Genomic DNA, 18,072 nt, shown 5'->3' with positions numbered 1-18,072 from the left:
ATCATAATCCCAAAAGATTGGTTAAGGCCAATTAATCCGTTTCGATGGGGAGCCCAGAAGCCTTCCACTTATCCGTGCCGCCATCCACATTGATGGTGTCCCAGCCCAGCGCATGTTCTAGATACTGGCAGACCTGCATGCTGCGACCGCCTGCGTGGCAGATTACGTAGATATCCTTATCTGGGTCGATTTCCTGGATGCGACCCGTAATCTCGCTCATCGGGATATGGGTTGCGCCTTTCGCACGTTCCACTGCCCACTCGTCGTTTTCGCGGACGTCAATAAGCTGTGCGCCTTCTGGTACTTCAGTTGGTTGAACGTTTTTCATGCCTCATACCCTAGTCACGCAGAGGTCCTTATGCTGCTCCGCGTGCCGCGTCCGAGAAGAGCCGTGAGGAACCAGGCGGGGCGAAAAACTGTGAGCTCGGCCCGTTGCGGCAACTGCCTGTTCCAGCAGCTTTAGCTCTTGTCTCGCCAGACTTGTAGCCCAAATGGTTATCTGCTTCGGCATTAAACCCCTTGTATTCGAGGCTTAAAGTATGCCTTGGTCCAAGTCCTTGGCATCCGCGGCGGATGTGCGCGGGGCATCAATTTCCAGCGGCAACTGAGATGAGTTCAGGCGAACCTGTCTTGGTCGTGATTAGAGTGGCGTACAGCCCAAGGTACAGCTTTCTGTTTATGGCGAGGGTGGGTCTTCTCCACCACGTTTTCAACATTCATCTGAATTGAAAGGGAAATTTTTTGATGTAAAGTCTTACATGCATGCGGACAGAGCTTCGACAAGGCACGCTTGAAATCGAAGGCATGACCATTGAATGCGGTGTCGAGGTGAGCTTGGAGCCTCACACCGAATATATTGTCAACCTCGAATTTGAAGTTCGCCAAGATACGGCTCCCACTGCAATGAGGCTTAGGACCTTTAGCGCTGAGTTCGTACTCTTTGATAATGAGACAGAAAACAGCATTCGACTTACCGATGGCGTTAGCAATAGCTCAAGCTTCCGCCTTCGCACCGGACAGGAAAATGGCACGCTACTCGTTTTCAACGAGTACCTGCATAGTTACAAGAAAGATGTCGAACCCACCTACGAATACATGACTGGTGATTCAGGGATTGTTATCACCAGGAGGGAAGGCGACACCATTCACTTTGCCTGCAACAACCGCAGTCCACGCGAGCAGCTAGCGTTTGAGGACGTCACGGGGAGGCTTACGGTTACGAAAGTTGGTTCAGCGGAAGATCATTCCATCGCCCCTGCAGAGGATGGATCGCCAATTCAACAATATTGCTTCATCGACAGCGGCGATGAAGCACCCGATGAAAAGAAGCTCGTTGATATTGCTACTGCGCTGTCGGGCAAGACCACCCCGACAAACGAAGCGGTCACCACATTAATTGACAGGCTTGAAGGGCTTAACTACACTATTATTTCTTCCGCAGGCAATGCCGTCACCATCGAAGTCGACATCTCAGATGAGGACACCACCGAATTCGCTATGGTCGATGAGACCCGACTTTGGAATCTCAACCTTGTGAAGGTTAAAACTCGCACCTTGCTGAATCAGAGCACACACCGGCCAGAAAGTTAGGCCACGACTGCTCAGAATTTGGATGCGAAGGACCGCGTGATTCTTCGTGTCGAAGAACGAATTCTGGCGGAGAGCACGCAGGTGCAAGCCACGGATCTGGCTGTGGCACTTGGATCGTCGGTTCGTGTGAGGAGCCGATGTTGTTCATGGTAAATAGCGCCGGAAAATGGGGGGTTCGCGCGCTATTTACCGTGAGCGTTGTACGGGCGGCCCGCGGCGATTCTGGTGTGTCGCATGGGGGCAAAGTGACGCACACGGCGCTGGCCCCGCGCAGGCCTGCGTGCGCGTTTTAACGGTGCGCGGAGAGGTACTCCAGAATCGCCTTGACGCGGCGGTTGTCCTCGCCGGGGTCTAAGCGAAGCTTGGTGAAGATGTTGGAGACATGCTTGGCCACCGCGGCGGCGGATAAAACGAGCTCGGCGGCGATGTCCTTGTTGGACTTGCCGCGGGACATTAATTCGAGAACCTCGCGCTCGCGCGGGGTGAGCTCGCCCAAGCCGCTGCGTCCGGAGCTCATGAGAACTTGAGCCACGGTGGGGTCGATGACGGTGCCGCCCTGGGCCACCACGTCCAGGCTGGCCAGGAAGTCGCGCACCTCGGAGACACGGTCCTTCAAAAGGTAGCCGGTGCCGGCCTCGGGGGAGTCGAAGAGCTCCACCGCATAGGCCGGGGCCACGTACTGGGAGAGCACCATGACGGGCAGGCCCGGGTAGGCGTTTCTCAAATTTACGGCGGCTTTCAAGCCATCGTCGCCCATGTCCGGCGGCATGCGCACGTCCGTGATGACGATGTCCGGCAGGTCGTCGCGCAGTTTATCCACCACAGCCTCGAGCGAAGGAGCAGAGGAAGCCTGGCCCACTACAGAGTGCCCGCGGCGCTCCAACAGGCCGGCCAGGCCCTCGCGCAGAATGGCGGAGTCATCCGCTACCACAATCCTTAAGCTCATCTTTTACACTCCTGGCTGTCCGCGATCGAGAAGAAGGGGAATGGACCCGGCCACCCGGGTCGGGCCGCCAGGCGGTGAGGACAAAGACATTTCTCCGCCGAAGGCACCAAGACGCTCGGCCATCCCCGCCAGGCCGTGCCCTGGGACGACCTGTGCGCCGCCGGGGCCCTCATCCACCACGGTGATGCGCAGCGAATCGTCCGAGGTCACCAGCACCGAAACCGGCGCGCCCGGCGCATGCTTGGCCGCATTCGTCAAAGCTTCCGTGCCGAAGAAATAGCCGCAGGCCAGCACGGAGGCGGAGAGCTCAGGTAGAGAATGCGGGGCGAAGACGCTGACGTGGGGGCCGTGGGAGGAGGCGGCGTCGGCAAGCGCGGCGACCAGGCCGTGATCCTGCAGCACCTGTGGGTGAATGCCGTGCACCGTGGCGCGCAGGGAATTCAGGCCGCGGTCCACGTCCTGCTTTGCGGCGGTGAGGAGCTCGGTGAGGCCAGCGGGGGCGTCGAGAAGAGCCTCGCCCAACTTCATGCTCGCGGCAACGAGGTATTGCTGCGCGCCGTCGTGCAGGTCGTGCTCGATGCGGGCGCGCTCGACCTCGTAGGCGTCCGCGATGGCGCGGCGCGAGGCCGTGAGCTGCGCAATCTGCTGCGCCTGCTGCTGCTCGTGCGTGGTGGGTTGGGGCTTCTTTCGGAACACGGTTCACAGCATATCGGGTGCCCCGAACTACAGGGGTAGTGCTGGCACTACCTTAAAGAGCAACGCTAGGGCTGTTCTTTCCGCGGGCCCGGCACGGTGGAATGAGAGACATGGCACAGACACTTTCCCTGACAGACATCACCAAGGACTTCGGCGGCGGCCCGGTGCTCGCCGGAATTTCCCTCGACATTGAACCGGGCGAGCTCGTGGCCGTCATGGGGCCGTCTGGCTCCGGCAAGTCCACGCTGCTGCACTGCATGTCCGGCGTGCTCACCCCCACGCACGGTAGCGTGCGCTACGGGGACGAGGAGCTCTCCGCGCTTTCCGACGCCCCCCGCTCCCGCACCCGCCTGCGCAACTTCGGCTTCGTCTTCCAGGATGGTCAGCTGCTGCCGGAGCTCAGCAACGTGGATAACGTGGCGCTGCCGGCCATGCTTAACGGTATGGGGCGGGGTGCGGCCCGCAGGCGCGCGATGGAGCTTCTTGATCAGCTGGGCCTGGGTGGCCTGGCGGACCGCCGCCCGGCGCAGGTCTCCGGTGGCCAGGCCCAGCGCGTGACCATTGCGCGTGCGCTGGTGGCGAACCCAGGCGTTGTCTTCGCCGACGAGCCGACCGGTGCGCTGGATCAGTCCACCGGCCACGAGGTCATGCAGATGCTCACCACCATCGTGCGCCAGGCCGGGGCGAGCCTGGTCATGGTCACGCACGACCCGAAGGTGGCCGATTGGATGCAACGCCGCGTGGAGATTCGCGATGGCATCATTCACGACGACCGCCGCCTAGGGGTGATTCGATGAACACCGCCACCTTGGTCTATGACCTGCAGCGCGAATCCATTCGCGCGCGCTCGGGCACGGGCATCGTCTCTCTATTGGCGATTGTGAGCCTGACCATCGGTTCCGCCATTGCCTTTTTGGTTGCGGGTGGTACCTGGATGTTTTGGGAGCGCGCCCAGCACGTCGAGGACGCCGCGCCCGCCCTCAAGGAGGCCTTTGGCAACGAGATGGAGGCCTTCCTTTATCCCTGGTTCGCCCTGGCTCTCTTTGCCTGCGCGTTCATCCTTCCCGCGCTGTTTAACCTCACCTCCCAGGCCGCCGTCCTGGGTGCGTCCGGCAGGGAGCAGCGCCTGGCCACCCTGCGCCTGCTGGGCTTAAGCTCCCGCCAGGTGGAGCGCATGGCAATTGTGGAAACCGGCCTCCAGGCGGTGATCGGCATCGTGCTCGGCGGGCTGATTAGCCTACTCGTCGCACCGGTCTTTACCCAGCTGGACTTCCAGATGCGGCCCATTGATCTGACAGAGATTCTGCTGCCCTGGTGGGGATATATAGCCGTGGCCGGTGTGCTTTTCCTCCTGGCCATCGGCGCGGCACTGTACGGCATGCGCCGCGTGCGGGTGAGCCCGCTGGGCGTGGCCAAACGCCAGATGCCCGCGGCCTACCGCTGGTGGCGCGCCATCGTCTTCCTCATCATCGTGGCAGTCGGCGGCGTGTTCCTCACGGGCAAGGCGGGCCCGCCCACCGCGATGGTCGTCGTGGTCATGTTTGGCATGCTGATGAGCATCAACCTCATCGCGCCTTTCATCCTGCAGCTGGGCGCGCACGTCTTCTCCCTCTTCCCCGGAACCGCGCACTTCGTGGCCTGCCAGCGCGTGGCGGGCAATGCCCGCCCGGCATGGCGGCGCAGCGCTGCCATCGGCTTCTTCGGCTACCTGGCCGGCTTCCTCGTTGCCGCGCCCCTGGGCGCAGACGCTTTGGCCCTATCTCTGAAGGAAGACCCGGGGACGAACGTGGTGTTCAAGGACATCTCCACCGGTGTCTTGTTAACCCTCATCTTCGGCTTCACGCTGACCACCATGTCCATCATCCTGGGCCAGGTCTCCGGCATCTTCGAAGACAAGGAGCTCATCCGCTCCCTGGATCTCATGGGCGTGCCGCGCGGCTTCCAGTTCCGCTCCGGTGCCTGGACCGTCATGGGCCCGGTCGTGGGCTTGAGCTTCTTCGGCTTCCTCTTCGGCGGTGGCATCGCCTCGCTGATGTTCTTCTCCGGCCTCGATTCAAGCGACGTCGACGTGAGCGCTCGCCTGCTTATGGCCTTCGGCTTCCTGGCGGTGGGCTGGGTGGTCACGCTTCTTGCCATTGTCCTTGTTGAACCGTTGCGCGGCTACGTGCTGCGCACAGGAGGTCGAAAAGAATGAAAACTGTGCTGAAAATTTTGGCGGACTCTTCGGCGTTGCCTTTATCGCGGTGCTCGCCGCCGTGTACTTCCTCGGCCCCTCCTATGGCGGGGCGCTGCTGGGCAAGCCCTATATTCCTTTCAACACCAGCGAAAAACGTATAAACACCGCGATGGTGGATACCGCAGCGTATACCGGAATCTATGGCGAGAGCGAAGAATTTCAGCGCGCCCGCGAGGCCTTCAAAGAGGACCCGACCAACGCGGAGCTCCTCGTTGCCGCCATCGACGCCGCCTCCTCCGCCGAAGTCACCCTCCTGACCTTCCGCGGCCTGGACAACGTGCGCACCTTCGGCGAGCCGACCGCCGGCTACGCCTCCGCCAACGTGGTGCTGGATTACCCGGACAGCCGCTCGCTCATGCTCACTACTGCCAAGGACAAGGCGTGCACGGGCGAGGAGTTCGCCGAGGACCCCATCGCTCCTGATACCCCGGAATCTGAGCTCGACGGCTCGCTTGCCTCCCATTGTGGCTCCTAAGGCGCGGTTTTCGTCCACGGGTGCCTTTGGCGTTCACGGCAAATAACGCCCCGAAACACGCAATTTTTCGCCACTATTTACCGTGAACGACAGTGATTAGTCGGAAAACGCGAAAGGTACGCTTCGGCGCGCGGTGGGAAACCTCTTCGGTCTCCGCCGTCTGCGGAAACGTACCTTCACAGTGCCGCCGTTAGCGTGCGGCAGAAGCGCTTACTTGAAGCGAGCCTTTGCCTCGTCGAGGATCTTCTCTGCCTCGGCCTTGTCGCCCCAGCCGGAGCCGGTAACTTCCTTGTTCGGCTCCAGGTCCTTGTAGTGGACGAAGAAGTGCTCGATTTCGTCCTTGATGTGCTGCTCCACATCGTTGATGTCCTGGTAGCGCTCCCAGCGCGGGTCATCGATGACGGCGAGCAGCTTGTCGTCGCCGCCGGCCTCGTCGGTCATCTTGAAGACGCCGACGATGCGGGCCTCAACGACTACGCCCGGGAAGACCGGCTCTGGCAGGATGACCAGGGCGTCGAGCGGGTCGCCGTCCTCGCCCAGGGTGTGGTCGATGAAGCCGTAGTCAGCCGGGTAAGCCATCGGGGTGAACAGGTAACGGTCGAGGTAGACCTTGCCGGACTCGTGGTCAACCTCGTACTTGTTGCGGGAGCCCTTCGGGATTTCAATGGTTACTTCAACGCTCACAGCGATGTCCTCCATGGGGGATTGGGTATCAATTACTGCCCATAGTCTAGCGCGTTGCGGATCCGCGCTAGGGTTAAAGGCAATGAAAGCAAAGCATGTTTGGTGGTCAGCGACCGCGCTCGTGGTAGCAGCAGCGGTCGGAGGTACGGCTGCGCTGGGCGTTACCCTCCAGCGCGAATACGGCGATCTCTCGCACGGGGAGGCGCAGGCGGTCGAGGCTCCTGAGGAGCCGTTGAGCGCAGCACAGCCGGGCGAGGCAGACCTGGATGCGCTGAGCGCGAAGCTGGATGAGCTCGCTAAGAATAAAGACCTTGCCACTTTCGGCGGCGAGGTGATCGATACCGAAACCGGTGACGTGGTGTGGCAGCGCGACGCAGATAAGCGGCTTACCCCGGCCTCGTCCACGAAGGTCCTCACCACAGCGGCGGCGACGTTGGCGCTGGATGAGAATGAGAAAATCACCACCAAGGTCTACCGTGGGTCGAACGAAAAGAACGTGGTTATTAAGGCCGCGGGCGATGTGTGGATGACGCATGAGCAGCTCGATGATTTGGCCGAGCAGATTTCGGAAAACGTCGAGCAGGTCGATGGCGTCTACATCGATACCTCCGTATGGTCCGGCGAGGCGCAGGCCCCAGGCTGGGATCCGGAAAACGTGGACGGCGGCTTCGTCGCGCCAATGGAACCGGCCATGCTCTACGGTGGTCGCCTGGGCGCGACGACGGGGGATGTGCCGAGGAGTCATGAGCCGGCTTTGGACGTCGCTAAGCAGCTAGGCGATCGCCTCGGCGCGGGCAAGGTAGGCATGGGCTCAGTGGCGGAAAACGCGCAGGAGGTGGCGAGCGTGGATTCGCCGCCGCTAGCGGACCGCGCCCGAGAAATGGTGCGCCATTCCGATAATGTCATGGCTGAGGCCATTGCGCGTGAGCTGGCGATGTCCCGAGGCAAGGAAGCCAGCTTTGAAGGCGATACGCAGGCCACGCTCGAGGTACTGCGGGAGCAGGGATTCGACGTCGAGGGCGTCGACATTAAGGACAATTCCGGGCTCTCGGTGGACAATCGGCTCACCGCCGGGTTGTTGACGCAGCTCATCAATGGCGCGGTCAAGGATCCGCACCTACGCCCGCTGGTGTCTTACCTGCCGGTGGCCGGCGGCGATGGCACGCTGTACGAGCGCTACGGCGATTCCGCGGCCAAGGGCTATGTGCGCGCCAAGACCGGCACGCTGACGGGGGTTTCGGCCTTGGCCGGCACCGCTCAGGGTAATTCCGGGCGCGTGTATGCCTTTGCCTTCCTGGTGAATGACGGCGATATCTTGGCCGCCCGCAAGGCACAAGACGCGTTGGCTTCTGCACTGCATGAATTCTAATAAGCCCTTCTGGCCGCGGGTTTCGCCGCACTTTCTAGCGTGTCGGCGCGGCGTGCGCGCCGCAGGCCTTGACCACGCAGTGGCGGTGGGGCTTTCCGGGGGCGCGGATTCGCTGGCTCTCATGGCGGCGCTCGTTGCGGAGGGGCACGACGTGCTCGCGCTGTGCGTGGACCACGGGTTGCAGGACGGCTCGCGGGCGCAGGCCCAGCGCGCGGCCGAACAGGCGCGAACGCTGGGCGCGCGGGCGCAGGTGCTTAGCGTTGAGGCGGGCGCTGCAGCGGGGGCGGAGTCGATGGAGGCGGCCGCGCGGGCGGCGCGGTATCGAGCACTGGCCGCCGCGTGCGCAGACGAAGGTTTAGAGGTGGCCGTGGCGCATACGGCCGATGACCAGGCGGAAACGCTGCTGCTCGGCGCGCTGCGCGGGCGGGTGACCGGCATGAGCGAGCGCAGCGAGGTCGAAGGCGCCCGCGTGGTGCGGCCGCTGCTGAACGTGCGTCGAGGCGATACCGAGGGCACTTGCGCGGAGTTGGGCCTTTCCGCGTGGCAGGATCCGCAGAACGCGGACACGAATTTCCGCCGCGTGGCGCTGCGCCGAGAGGTCATTCCGCAGTTGAGCCGCATCATCGGCGGGGACGCGGTGCCAGCGCTGGCGCAAGCAGCAGGCGACGCCGCGCTTGACGACGCCGCCCTGCGCACCCCACCCACCACCGACTGCGCCGAACTGGCGGCGATGGCGGAACCGCGGCGCCGGCGGGCGATCGCTGCGTGGCTGGTCAGCGAGGGGGTAGAGGTAACAAGGAGGGGAGTGGGGGACGTCGGCAAGCTGTGCACCCACTGGCATGGGCAAGGCCCGGTGGCCGTGCGATCGGCGCGGCAGGTGGGGCAGAGGTTGGAAGTAGCCCGTATAGGTGGCAAACTGGCACTATTGTCTGGTCATTAAAGGAGCGCACACGTGCACGACAAGAAAGACTTCGCCGTTCCCGCAAACCGCTACGGTGACGATGTAGAAGCAATCCTCATTGGAGAAGAGGAACTGCAAAACCGCGTCCAAGAACTCGCGGATATGGTCTCGGAAAAGTATGCCGACTCTGAGCAAGACCTCCTGTTGGTCTGTGTGCTCAAAGGCGCCGCATTCTTCCTCACGGACTTTGCGCGCAAGCTATCTATCCCCTCCGAGCTGGAGTTTATGGCCGTATCCTCCTACGGTGCCTCCACTTCCTCGTCCGGCGTGGTGCGCATTTTGAAGGATTTGGACCGCGATATTGCCGGGCGCAACGTGCTCATCGTGGAAGACATCATCGATTCGGGCCTCACCCTGTCGTGGCTTATCCGCAACCTGGAAGGCCGCAACCCTGCCTCGCTGAATGTGGTCACCCTGCTGCGCAAGCCGGAGGTAGTCAAGGCCGATATTGACCTGCTGGATGTGGGATTTGATATCCCGAATGAATTCGTCATCGGCTACGGGCTGGACTTTGCGGAACGCTACCGCGATCTGCCTTACGTGGGCACCCTCCACCCTGATGTCTATACCACCAACTAAAATCGCGCAGTAATGAAAAACAACAAGATTCTTCGCTACGGCGGGATTGCGGCCCTCATCCTTATCGCGCTGTACGCTTTTACCTTCTTTAGCAACGACGCCCGCGGCTACGTGCAAGCGGATACCTCCGTTGCGCTGACCCAGCTCAAAGACAAAAACGTCAATGAGGTGGAAATCGATGACCGCGAGCAGCGCCTGCGCATCAAGCTCAAGGACGAAATCACGGTAGACGAGCGCGACGGCGTGCAGGAGATCGTGGCCAAGTACCCGGCCCGCGCCTCTGAGCAGGTCTTTAACGCCGTCAAGGATTCCGGTGCCGAAAAGTACCAGACCAATGTCACGCAGGAATCCTTCTTGGGCTCCATGCTCAGCATGCTGCTGCCGATGATCATCCTCTTCGGTGTGCTCTTCTGGCTCATGTCCCGCATGCAGCAGGGCGCTGGTGGCATGTTTGGCATCGGCGGTTCCAAGGCCAAGGAACTGACCAAGGATATGCCGACCAATACCTTCGAGGACGTGGCCGGCGCGGACGAGGCCGTGGACGAGCTGCAGGAGATCAAGGACTTCCTGGAAGATCCCACTCGTTACCACGAGCTGGGTGCCAAGATCCCGCGCGGCGTGCTGCTTTATGGCCCTCCGGGTACCGGTAAGACCTTGCTTGCCCGCGCCGTGGCTGGCGAGGCCGGAGTGCCGTTCTATTCCATCTCCGGTTCTGACTTTGTGGAGATGTTCGTCGGCGTGGGTGCTTCCCGCGTGCGCGACCTGTTCAAGCAGGCGAAGGAAAATAGCCCCTGCATTATCTTTGTGGACGAGATTGACGCCGTGGGCCGCCAGCGCGGTTCCGGTACCGGCGGCGGCCACGATGAGCGCGAGCAGACCCTCAACCAGCTCCTGGTAGAAATGGACGGCTTTGGTGACCGCGAGGGCGTAATCCTCATCGCCGCCACCAACCGCCCGGACATCCTGGATCCGGCGCTGCTGCGCCCGGGCCGCTTCGACCGCCAGATTCCGGTCACCAACCCGGACTTGGCCGGACGCGAGCAGATCCTGCGCGTGCACGCGAAGAATAAGCCGCTGGCAGAAGAGGTTGACGTAGCACAGCTGGCCAAGCGCACCGCCGGCATGTCCGGCGCGGACCTGGCCAATGTGCTCAACGAGGCCGCATTGCTGACCGCCCGCATTGGCGGCAACGTCATTACCTATGACGCCTTGGAAGAGGCCACTGACCGCGTCGTGGGCGGCCCGCGCCGCCAGGGCAAGATCATCTCCGAGCACGAGAAGAAGGTCACCGCTTACCACGAGGGCGGACACACGCTTTCTGCGTGGGCACTCAAGGATATTGAGCGCGTGTACAAGGTCACCATTCTGGCCCGCGGCCGCACCGGCGGCCACGCCATGACCTCCCAGGAAGACGACAAGGGCATGTACACCCGCGACGAGCTCTTCTCCCGCTTGGTCTTTGCCATGGGCGGCCGCGCGGCCGAGGAACTGGTCTTCGGTGCACCGACCACCGGTGCGTCTTCCGATATTGAAAACGCCACCAAGATCGCTCGTTCTATGCTCACCGAGTACGGCTTCTCCCCAGACCTGGGCACCGTAAAGTACGGCAAGGAGCAGGGCGATCCCTTCAGCCAGATGGGTGGCGGCGGCTCCATCGATTACTCCGATGAGGTTGCCTCCAAGATTGATGAGCAAATGCGCTACCTGCTCGAGCGCGCGCACGAGCAGGCCTATGACATCCTGCGCAATAACCGTCACTACCTGGACAAGCTGGCCGAGGCCCTGTTGGAGAAGGAAACCCTGCGCCGCCCTGACCTGGAGCGCATCTTCGACGGCATCGAGCCGCGCGAGGCCTTCGACGTCTTCCCAGGCGAAGACGATCGCTTCCCGCGCCAGATTGGCTACGCCCCAGTGAAGACCCCGGTCGAGCTGGCGAAGGAGCGCGGCGAGGAGCTGCCTAAGCGCATGACGCTTCTCGATGCCTCCCGGGCCGCCCGTGAGCGCCGCCTCGCCGGCGAAGAACCGAAGGGTGAGGTGGGCTTCAACTTTGGTCAGCACGCCGGCGATTACGTCGACCCGGACACTGCCCGCGAGCTGGGCAGCGGTCCCGCGAAGGAATCCGCGAACTCCTCGTCGGCCCAGTCGGCCCAGCCGACCCGGCAGTCCCGCGACGCCCAGTCTGCCCCGGCTTCCGAGCCAACCGCCCGTCCGGCCGCACGCCCCGCTGCCGGTGGCGGAAAGCACCACAAGCCGGATGCCGGCGCGGATGCTGAGGCTGAGACCAGCCAGTGGTTTACCCCCGGCTGGGACGAGAAGGATCGCCGCAAGAACCCCTATGCGCGCGAGGACGACAAGCAAGAAGATAACTAATGCCTGAAAATCACATTCCCGCTCGCGCCGCCTTTGACCAAGACCGAGCGGAGGCAGCGGTGCGTGAGCTGCTCCTTGCGGTTGGGGAGGACCCTGACCGCGAGGGCTTGCGCGAAACCCCTGCCCGCGTGGCCCGCGCTTACCGCGAGGTCTTTGCCGGACTGCACGAGGACCCGACCGAGGTCCTGCACAAGACCTTCGCTGAGGACCACCAAGAATTGGTTCTGGTGCGCGATATCCCCATTTATTCCACCTGCGAGCACCACCTAGTGCCGTTCTACGGCGTGGCGCATATCGGCTACATCCCGGGCAAAGACGGGCACGTCACCGGTTTGAGCAAGCTCGCCCGCCTGGCAGATATGTACGCCAAGCGTCCCCAGGTCCAAGAGCGCCTTACCCAGCAGGTAGCGGACGCCTTGGTGGAGGTCCTCGGTGCGCAGTCCGTCATCGTGGTCATTGAGTGCGAGCACTTGTGCATGGCCATGCGCGGTATTCGCAAGCCGGGTGCGACGACGACCACCTCCGCGGTGCGCGGCGGCTTCAAGAACAATGCTGCCTCCCGCGCCGAGGTGCTCAGCCTGATTCGCAGCTAAGTCCCCCGGTTACCACGAAAGCGAGAAGGAGCACGCCATGCAGCAGGCAACCTCGGTATCGGATCTGAGCATCACCAACCGCACGCTGGTGATGGGCATCGTCAACGTCACGGAGGATTCCTTCTCCGATGGCGGTAAGTGGTTGGACGTCGATGCCGCCATCAACCACGCCCGCGAACTCGTGGCGCAGGGCGCGGACATGATTGACGTCGGTGGTGAGTCCACCCGGCCGGGTGCGGTGCGGGTAGAAGCGGACGTCGAAAAGCGCCGCGTGGTTCCCGTCATTAAGGCGCTGAGCGAGCTGGGCATACGCACCTCCGTGGATACGATGCGCGCCTCGGTGGCCCGCGCGGCGGCAGCGGCCGGCGTGGACATGATCAATGACGTCTCCGGTGGCTTGGCTGATCCGGAGATGTATCGCGCGATGGCCGAGGCCGGCGTGCCCGTGTGCCTGATGCACTGGCGCACGCTGCAGGAAGGCGCCTTTGGTTCCGCGGCCGGTAGCGCCGACCACGGCGGCGATGTGGTGCGCGATGTGCATGAGACCCTCGAACGCCTGGCGAATAACGCGCTGGCGGCCGGCGTGCGCCGCGATAATATCGTGCTCGATCCGGGCCTGGGCTTTGCTAAGACCCCGCAGGATAACTGGGCGCTGCTCAAGGCCCTGCCGGAGTTCCTCGACGCCGAATTCCCCATGCTGGTGGGAGCCTCCCGCAAGCGTTTCCTCGCCGCCATCCGAGAGGACCGTGGGGTGGAGTCCAGCCCCCTGCTGGCCGATCCCGCGACTGCGGCCGTGACCGCCATTTCCGCTCAGATGGGCGCGTGGGGCGTGCGCGTGCACGAGGTCGCCGTCTCCCGCGACGCCGTCGATGTGGCCGCGGCTTGGAACGCCGGCGATGGCTACAAGGGAGGGGCCAATGCCAGCGGTAGCTATAGCAACGGCGCCGACGGCAACGGCACCATGAAATCCACCGCCCTACCGCGCAACCCTGAGGAGTAAAACATGGCAGACCGCATCGTGCTCACCGGCCTAGAATGCTTTGGCTACCACGGCGCCTTTGAAGAAGAAAAGCGCACCGGTCAGCCCTTCATCGTGGACATTACCTGCTGGTCCGAGTTCGCCGAGGCCGCCGCCACCGATGATCTGACCAAGACCATCAATTACGCCGAGCTTGCCGACGTCGCCGCGAAAATCATCGAAGGCCCCGCCCGCGACCTCATTGAGACCGTCGCCAGCGAGGTCGCCGATACCATCATGGACACCTTCGAGGGCCTGCATGCTGTGGAGGTCACCCTGCACAAGCCGCAGGCGCCGATTCCGCGCACTTTTGCCGACGTCGCCGTGGTCGCCCGCCGCTCCCGCAAGCACGCGAGGACCCTCTAATGCGCGCGGTGCTATCCATCGGCTCCAATATGGATGACCGCGTGGAGCTTTTGCGCACGGTATTCGACGAGTTTGCCGGCGAGATCGTTGCCGCCTCGCCCGTCTATGCCACCCCGCCGTGGGGCGTGACGGACCAGGACGAATTCCTCAACGCGGTGCTCATCGTGGATGTCGAGGAGACCCCGAAGGAACTGCTGCGCCGCGGGCAGAAGCTTGAAGAGGCCGCCGAGCGGGTGCGCGTGCGCCACTGGGGACCGCGCACGCTGGATGTGGACATCGTCGACATCGAGGGCTATACCTCCGACGACCCGGAGCTTATCGTCCCGCATCCTTATGCCCACGAGCGCGCCTTCGTGCTGATTCCGTGGTTGGCGGCCGATGCTGGTGCTAGGTTGAGTGGGGAGGGCGTCGCCAAGCGGGTAGCAGCACTCGACCCGCAGGAGCGCGCCGATATTCGCCGGCTGGGCATGATGGAGGAGCTATGACACGGACCTCGCTGGGTGCCCTCATCGGCACCGGGGTCTTCTTTGCCGCCGCGGCGGCCATCCTCACCACGCGCTTTTATGGCTCCATGCTGCAAATCCCGGTAACGGTCTCCGCCACGCTGTGGCTCATGGCCGTCATCTGTGTGGCGCTGACCTGGAAGGTGGATCAAGCCACCGAGGACGAGCATGGCATCGGCCTGGATAATTCGCAGCTCAACCCCATGACCATCACGCAGTTCATGCTGGTAGGAAAGGCCTCGGCATGGACGGGTGCCATCGTGGGTGGCATTTATGCCGGCATTGCTGTCTACGTCATTCCCAACGCCGGTACGCTCACCGCGGCCTCTGATGACCTCGTGGGCGTCATTGCCTCCGCGCTTGGTGGCCTCGCGATGGCCGCCGCTGGCCTGCGGCTAGAACGACACTGCGAGACCCCGCCCCCACCAGATGGGGTACAAGCGGTACATTAGTGAGCATGACTGAGCCGCGCTCTTCTTCTAGCAAAACTCCCGCCAAGACGACCAAGCCGGATCTGGGCCAGATCGGGCTCATCGTCCTCGTGGTGCTGGCCGTTGTAGCCAGCATCGTCATGCTGATTTCCGGCTCTGCCGCAGCCCTTAAGATTGCGCTCATCGCCGCTTTGTGGGCCGCCGTGCTTGGTTTCTTCCTGGTGATGCGCTACCGCCGCCAGGCCGAGGAATCCGTGACCAAGCTGGAGCTGCAGGAGCGCGCTCACCGCGCCGAGCTTAAGCAGGCCCGCACCGCCGACGGCCAGCCCCTGCCGGATCAGGAATTGCTCGATGAGATCCGCACCGAGTTGGCTTCCATCCGCAAGCAGATTGAGGATCTTTCCGGCCAGGACTTCACCTATGAACCGGCCGCCCTGCACGCCGAGGCGCGCCGCATCATGCAGCTCGAGGCCCAGACCGCGGCCGCCGCTCGCCCTGGCTCTGAGGAAGGCAATGTGGACTTCACCCAGTCCTCCTCCGGCGCCCCGTCCGCTGATGCCATCGCCGGCCGCTTGGGCAACCAGCCGTCCGCGGCGCACGCCGAGGCTAATCCGCTTAATGACATCATCAGCGAAAAGACCCGTGCGCAGCGCACCTCCGGCAAGACTTCTGGTGCCTCCACCTTTAATACTGGTGGTTTCCAGGCCGTGCGCTGGGATACCGGCGGCGATGATTCCCTGAAGAATACCCGCACGTCCGCGGCCAGCGAGCACCACGGTAGCCATCGCAAGCCAGAGGCTGCCACCACGGCCAATGACGAAACCCAGGACATTCCGCAGCAGCCGGCACCACAGCGCGATGAGCGTGCGGAGTACCCGGGCTCCGGCCAGCACGTAGCCCCAGAAAAGTCCGAGCCGGTGCGCCAGAAGGCGGGCCGCGCGCATCACCGCGCGGCCGCCGATGAGCCCGATTCCCGCGGCCGCCGCCGCAGCGATGATAAACGCGAGGGCGCGGTCTCCGTGGCCGAGCTGCTGGCCCAGGCGAAGAAAAAGAAGGATAAATAAATGCGCCCGCCACGCATGCGGGTAGCACTCTTCGGTCGTAGCTCGGCTGGTATCAACCTAGCCGGAGAAATGGCGCGTGCCGGCCACGAGATTGTTGAAATCTCCAATCCAGCGGAGCTTTCTTCCTTTGAGGCGCTTATCATTGCGGTCGGCGATGCTCGCCTAGATGCTGCAGTAGAACTACTGGAACCCCACGTTCACCGCGGTCTTATTGCCGTCCACACCTGCCTGTCGCGTGGCGTACAGGTTTTGGATCCGCTGGAGACTCGCGGCTGTGTGGTAGCCGCGCTTGCCCCTATCGTTTCTGGACGGTGGGCTGCAACCACCTTGGATGAGCTAGGTGAAACCATCGTGGAACTCATCGCCGGGGAGTTTCACGCCGATGTTCTCGCATTATCGGACGCCGAGCGTGCCCCTTTTGCCGCACGCGTCTACTATGCCGACATGCTGCACCGGCTACAGGTACCTGCGGCACGGGAAGCAGAATTTTTCGCCCCGACGGAGGAATGGCCGCCGGTAGGCAGTGACTTTGATAGTCAAGAAGCCATTGCTGCCTACCGCGGCGCCACCGATCCCGGCCTGCGCCGCAGCTACGTGGAGGTTGCCCGCCGCCTAGGCGAGGTAGACGGCCGCGAGGAGCTGGAAATGTGGGCCCTACAAGAGGAGAGCCGATGAGCCTAGAGCTGGGAAACGCCACCGTTATCAGCGAGATTGAGCGCATCCGCATGGTTGGCAGCGCCTTTCATAAGACTGGTCGCCCGGTGGCCTTCGTGCCCCTGACCAACGGCGTGCACGCCGGCCATATCGCGTTGGTGCGCGCGGCCAAGCACATCCGCGGCGCGGTTACCGTCGTGGCCCTGCAGTCCCCGCACGAGGAGGACCTTGAACTCCTGCGCGCCGAGGGCGTGGACATCGTGTGGGATTACTCGCCAGAGGCCTTGTGGCCGCACGGCCGCCGCATCGCCGTGGCTCCGGCCGACGCCGCGACCGCCCTCGAGCCGGACCTCAGCGAGGATCTCTCGCTGTACCTTGCGCTCATCCTGACGCTTTCGCCTACCGACGTCCTCCTCGGAGAAAAGGACTACGAGCTCCTCCTCGCCATCCACCACGCGGTTCAAGATTTCCACCTGGGTGTCCGTGTGCAGGGCGTGCCCGCCGTACGCATGCCCGATGGTGTGGTGATGAGCCTGCGCAATACCAACGTCCCGGCCGACTCCCGCGACCAGGCCGCGGCCCTATCCGCCGCGCTGACCGCCGGCGCACATGCCGCCGAAGCCGGTGCCGATAAGGTCCGTGAGGTTGCCGCGGAAGTCTTGCGCGCAGCAGGCGTTGAGCCGGACTACCTTGAGGTGCGCGGCCGCGACCTCGGCACCCCTCCCGAGGAGGGCGATGCCCGCTTGCTCGTCGCCGCGACAATCGGCGGCATCCGGCTCATCGATAATGTCGGGCTGCCGCTGGGCATCGGGTTTAATAATATTGAAGAACACGAAGCCAAGGCCGAGCTCGAGCGCGAGCAACAGCGCGCGCAGGGTACCGCTTCCCAGCAGCCATCGGAGGACTAATGACCGATATCCAGATCCGCGACCTTGACCCGCGCGATGAGCCCAAGGCTATTTCTTTTGCCATCGAGGGCATGCACCTGCACTGGTTTGTCAAAAGCCGCCGCTTCGAGCGCGCCTATGGCCGCTACTTTTGGGATTTAGAGCGCGCCAAGGCCACCGATATCCTGGCCGCCTACGATGGCGACCGCTTCCTCGGCGTGCTATTAGCCTCCATGAAGGGCAAGCCCGCGCTGCCATATCCGTGGTGGCGCAAGGCATTTGTTCATGCGGTGGAAATCTTTAATAACCTGCGCCCGGGTGGGCACCGCGATGATTACGATGCCGCCAATCAGGACATGCTGCTCAAGTACTTGGGTAAGCACCCCATTGATGGCGAAATCGGCTTCCTCGTTGCCGACCCCAATTCCGGCGTGAGCGGCGTGGGCACGGCGCTGCTCGAGGCCTTCGAAGCCCGTCACGAGGGAAAGAATGTCTACCTGTTTACCGATGACGGTTGCACTTACCAGTTCTATGACAGCCGCGGTTTCACTCAGGTGGGCGAGCGCACCATCGCGGTCAACGAGGACCGCGACTTGGAGTGCATGCTCTATGTGCGCCGCCTTGGCACGCCGCAGGCCTAGCACGCCGCA

General features: G+C 63.1%; 21 protein-coding genes. 17 read left to right on the top strand and 4 right to left on the bottom strand.

Annotated features, from left to right (window positions below; genetic code table 11):
* Nucleotides 1-31: 31 nt before the first annotated feature.
* A complete protein-coding gene (locus MHK00_RS05790) occupies nucleotides 32-328 on the bottom strand; it encodes a rhodanese-like domain-containing protein (protein ID WP_023019946.1) in 297 nt (98 codons plus the stop codon).
* Nucleotides 329-762: 434 nt separating this feature from the next.
* On the opposite strand from MHK00_RS05790, the gene MHK00_RS05785 reads away from it, so the two are divergent.
* Nucleotides 763-1,590, top strand: coding sequence for a hypothetical protein (locus MHK00_RS05785; protein ID WP_250410822.1), 828 nt, complete (start codon nucleotides 763-765; stop codon nucleotides 1,588-1,590).
* Nucleotides 1,591-1,879: 289 nt separating this feature from the next.
* On the opposite strand, the gene MHK00_RS05780 is transcribed toward MHK00_RS05785, so the two are convergent.
* Both MHK00_RS05780 and MHK00_RS05775 read right to left on the bottom strand, forming a co-directional pair.
* Complete coding sequence (locus MHK00_RS05780; RefSeq protein ID WP_086588222.1) at nucleotides 1,880-2,536, bottom strand: LuxR C-terminal-related transcriptional regulator; 657 nt, start codon at nucleotides 2,534-2,536, stop codon at nucleotides 1,880-1,882.
* A gap of 3 nt (nucleotides 2,537-2,539) precedes the next feature.
* The gene (locus MHK00_RS05775) at nucleotides 2,540-3,232 is read right to left on the bottom strand and encodes a sensor histidine kinase (RefSeq protein WP_250410821.1); all 693 of its coding nucleotides are present in this window, start codon (nucleotides 3,230-3,232) and stop codon (nucleotides 2,540-2,542) included.
* A 110-nt stretch (nucleotides 3,233-3,342) separates the two neighbouring features.
* Here MHK00_RS05775 and MHK00_RS05770 point away from each other — a divergent pair, with 110 nt between their 5' ends.
* From MHK00_RS05770 to MHK00_RS05760, 3 genes are read left to right on the top strand one after another with little or no spacing between them, the layout of a single operon-like run.
* A complete protein-coding gene (locus MHK00_RS05770; protein ID WP_086588220.1) occupies nucleotides 3,343-4,029 on the top strand; it encodes an ABC transporter ATP-binding protein in 687 nt (228 codons plus the stop codon).
* Nucleotides 4,026-5,426 (top strand): FtsX-like permease family protein, encoded by a 1,401-nt coding sequence (locus tag MHK00_RS05765; RefSeq protein WP_250410820.1) that lies wholly within the window; start codon nucleotides 4,026-4,028, stop codon nucleotides 5,424-5,426. Before MHK00_RS05770 ends, MHK00_RS05765 begins: the two co-directional genes overlap by 4 nt.
* Nucleotides 5,368-5,943, top strand: a complete 576-nt coding sequence (locus tag MHK00_RS05760; protein WP_239659035.1) for a S41 family peptidase — start codon at nucleotides 5,368-5,370, stop codon at nucleotides 5,941-5,943. Before MHK00_RS05765 ends, MHK00_RS05760 begins: the two co-directional genes overlap by 59 nt.
* Before the next feature lie 210 nt (nucleotides 5,944-6,153).
* Here the strand turns inward: MHK00_RS05760 and MHK00_RS05755 are convergent, their stop codons facing one another.
* Nucleotides 6,154-6,627, bottom strand: coding sequence for an inorganic diphosphatase (locus MHK00_RS05755; RefSeq protein WP_005329894.1), 474 nt, complete (start codon nucleotides 6,625-6,627; stop codon nucleotides 6,154-6,156).
* Nucleotides 6,628-6,709: 82 nt separating this feature from the next.
* Between MHK00_RS05755 and dacB the strand changes: the two genes are divergently transcribed.
* From dacB to MHK00_RS05690, 13 genes are read left to right on the top strand one after another with little or no spacing between them, the layout of a single operon-like run.
* Entirely contained in the window at nucleotides 6,710-7,996 is a 1,287-nt protein-coding gene (gene dacB, locus MHK00_RS05750) for a D-alanyl-D-alanine carboxypeptidase/D-alanyl-D-alanine endopeptidase (RefSeq protein WP_250410819.1), read from the top strand.
* Nucleotides 7,986-8,936 (top strand): tRNA lysidine(34) synthetase TilS, encoded by a 951-nt coding sequence (gene tilS / locus MHK00_RS05745; protein ID WP_250410818.1) that lies wholly within the window; start codon nucleotides 7,986-7,988, stop codon nucleotides 8,934-8,936. Before dacB ends, tilS begins: the two co-directional genes overlap by 11 nt.
* 12 nt (nucleotides 8,937-8,948) lie before the next feature.
* A complete protein-coding gene (hpt, locus tag MHK00_RS05740) occupies nucleotides 8,949-9,536 on the top strand; it encodes a hypoxanthine phosphoribosyltransferase (protein WP_200435727.1) in 588 nt (195 codons plus the stop codon).
* Nucleotides 9,537-9,548: 12 nt separating this feature from the next.
* Nucleotides 9,549-11,906, top strand: a complete 2,358-nt coding sequence (gene ftsH, locus MHK00_RS05735) for an ATP-dependent zinc metalloprotease FtsH (protein WP_250410817.1) — start codon at nucleotides 9,549-9,551, stop codon at nucleotides 11,904-11,906.
* Nucleotides 11,906-12,499: a GTP cyclohydrolase I FolE gene (gene folE, locus MHK00_RS05730; protein WP_250410816.1), complete on the top strand. Its 594-nt coding sequence runs from the start codon at nucleotides 11,906-11,908 to the stop codon at nucleotides 12,497-12,499. The genes ftsH and folE overlap by 1 nt, the downstream gene beginning before the upstream one ends.
* 37 nt (nucleotides 12,500-12,536) lie before the next feature.
* Nucleotides 12,537-13,499, top strand: coding sequence for a dihydropteroate synthase (folP, locus tag MHK00_RS05725; protein WP_250410815.1), 963 nt, complete (start codon nucleotides 12,537-12,539; stop codon nucleotides 13,497-13,499).
* Between the two features lie 3 nt (nucleotides 13,500-13,502).
* Nucleotides 13,503-13,883, top strand: a complete 381-nt coding sequence (gene folB, locus MHK00_RS05720) for a dihydroneopterin aldolase (RefSeq protein ID WP_250410814.1) — start codon at nucleotides 13,503-13,505, stop codon at nucleotides 13,881-13,883.
* Entirely contained in the window at nucleotides 13,883-14,368 is a 486-nt protein-coding gene (gene folK, locus MHK00_RS05715) for a 2-amino-4-hydroxy-6-hydroxymethyldihydropteridine diphosphokinase (RefSeq protein ID WP_005325662.1), read from the top strand. The genes folB and folK overlap by 1 nt, the downstream gene beginning before the upstream one ends.
* Nucleotides 14,365-14,838, top strand: coding sequence for a DUF3180 domain-containing protein (locus tag MHK00_RS05710; protein WP_005325664.1), 474 nt, complete (start codon nucleotides 14,365-14,367; stop codon nucleotides 14,836-14,838). Before folK ends, MHK00_RS05710 begins: the two co-directional genes overlap by 4 nt.
* Before the next feature lie 5 nt (nucleotides 14,839-14,843).
* Complete coding sequence (locus MHK00_RS05705; RefSeq protein WP_250410813.1) at nucleotides 14,844-15,881, top strand: cytochrome P450; 1,038 nt, start codon at nucleotides 14,844-14,846, stop codon at nucleotides 15,879-15,881.
* Nucleotides 15,882-16,556 carry a Rossmann-fold NAD(P)-binding domain-containing protein gene (locus tag MHK00_RS05700; RefSeq protein ID WP_005329912.1) on the top strand — a complete coding sequence of 225 codons (675 nt, stop codon included), beginning with the start codon at nucleotides 15,882-15,884 and terminating at the stop codon, nucleotides 16,554-16,556.
* Complete coding sequence (locus MHK00_RS05695) at nucleotides 16,553-17,443, top strand: pantoate--beta-alanine ligase (protein ID WP_250410812.1); 891 nt, start codon at nucleotides 16,553-16,555, stop codon at nucleotides 17,441-17,443. The genes MHK00_RS05700 and MHK00_RS05695 overlap by 4 nt, the downstream gene beginning before the upstream one ends.
* Nucleotides 17,443-18,063, top strand: coding sequence for a GNAT family N-acetyltransferase (locus MHK00_RS05690; protein WP_005325668.1), 621 nt, complete (start codon nucleotides 17,443-17,445; stop codon nucleotides 18,061-18,063). The genes MHK00_RS05695 and MHK00_RS05690 overlap by 1 nt, the downstream gene beginning before the upstream one ends.
* The last annotated feature ends 9 nt before the right edge of the window (nucleotides 18,064-18,072 follow it).

Origin of the sequence: Corynebacterium tuberculostearicum, assembly GCF_022347385.1 — a bacterium.
Classification (GTDB): domain Bacteria; phylum Actinomycetota; class Actinomycetes; order Mycobacteriales; family Mycobacteriaceae; genus Corynebacterium; species Corynebacterium tuberculostearicum_M.
The sequence above is the reverse complement of the archived record's forward strand: the minus strand, read 5'-3'. Positions and strand labels throughout refer to the sequence as shown.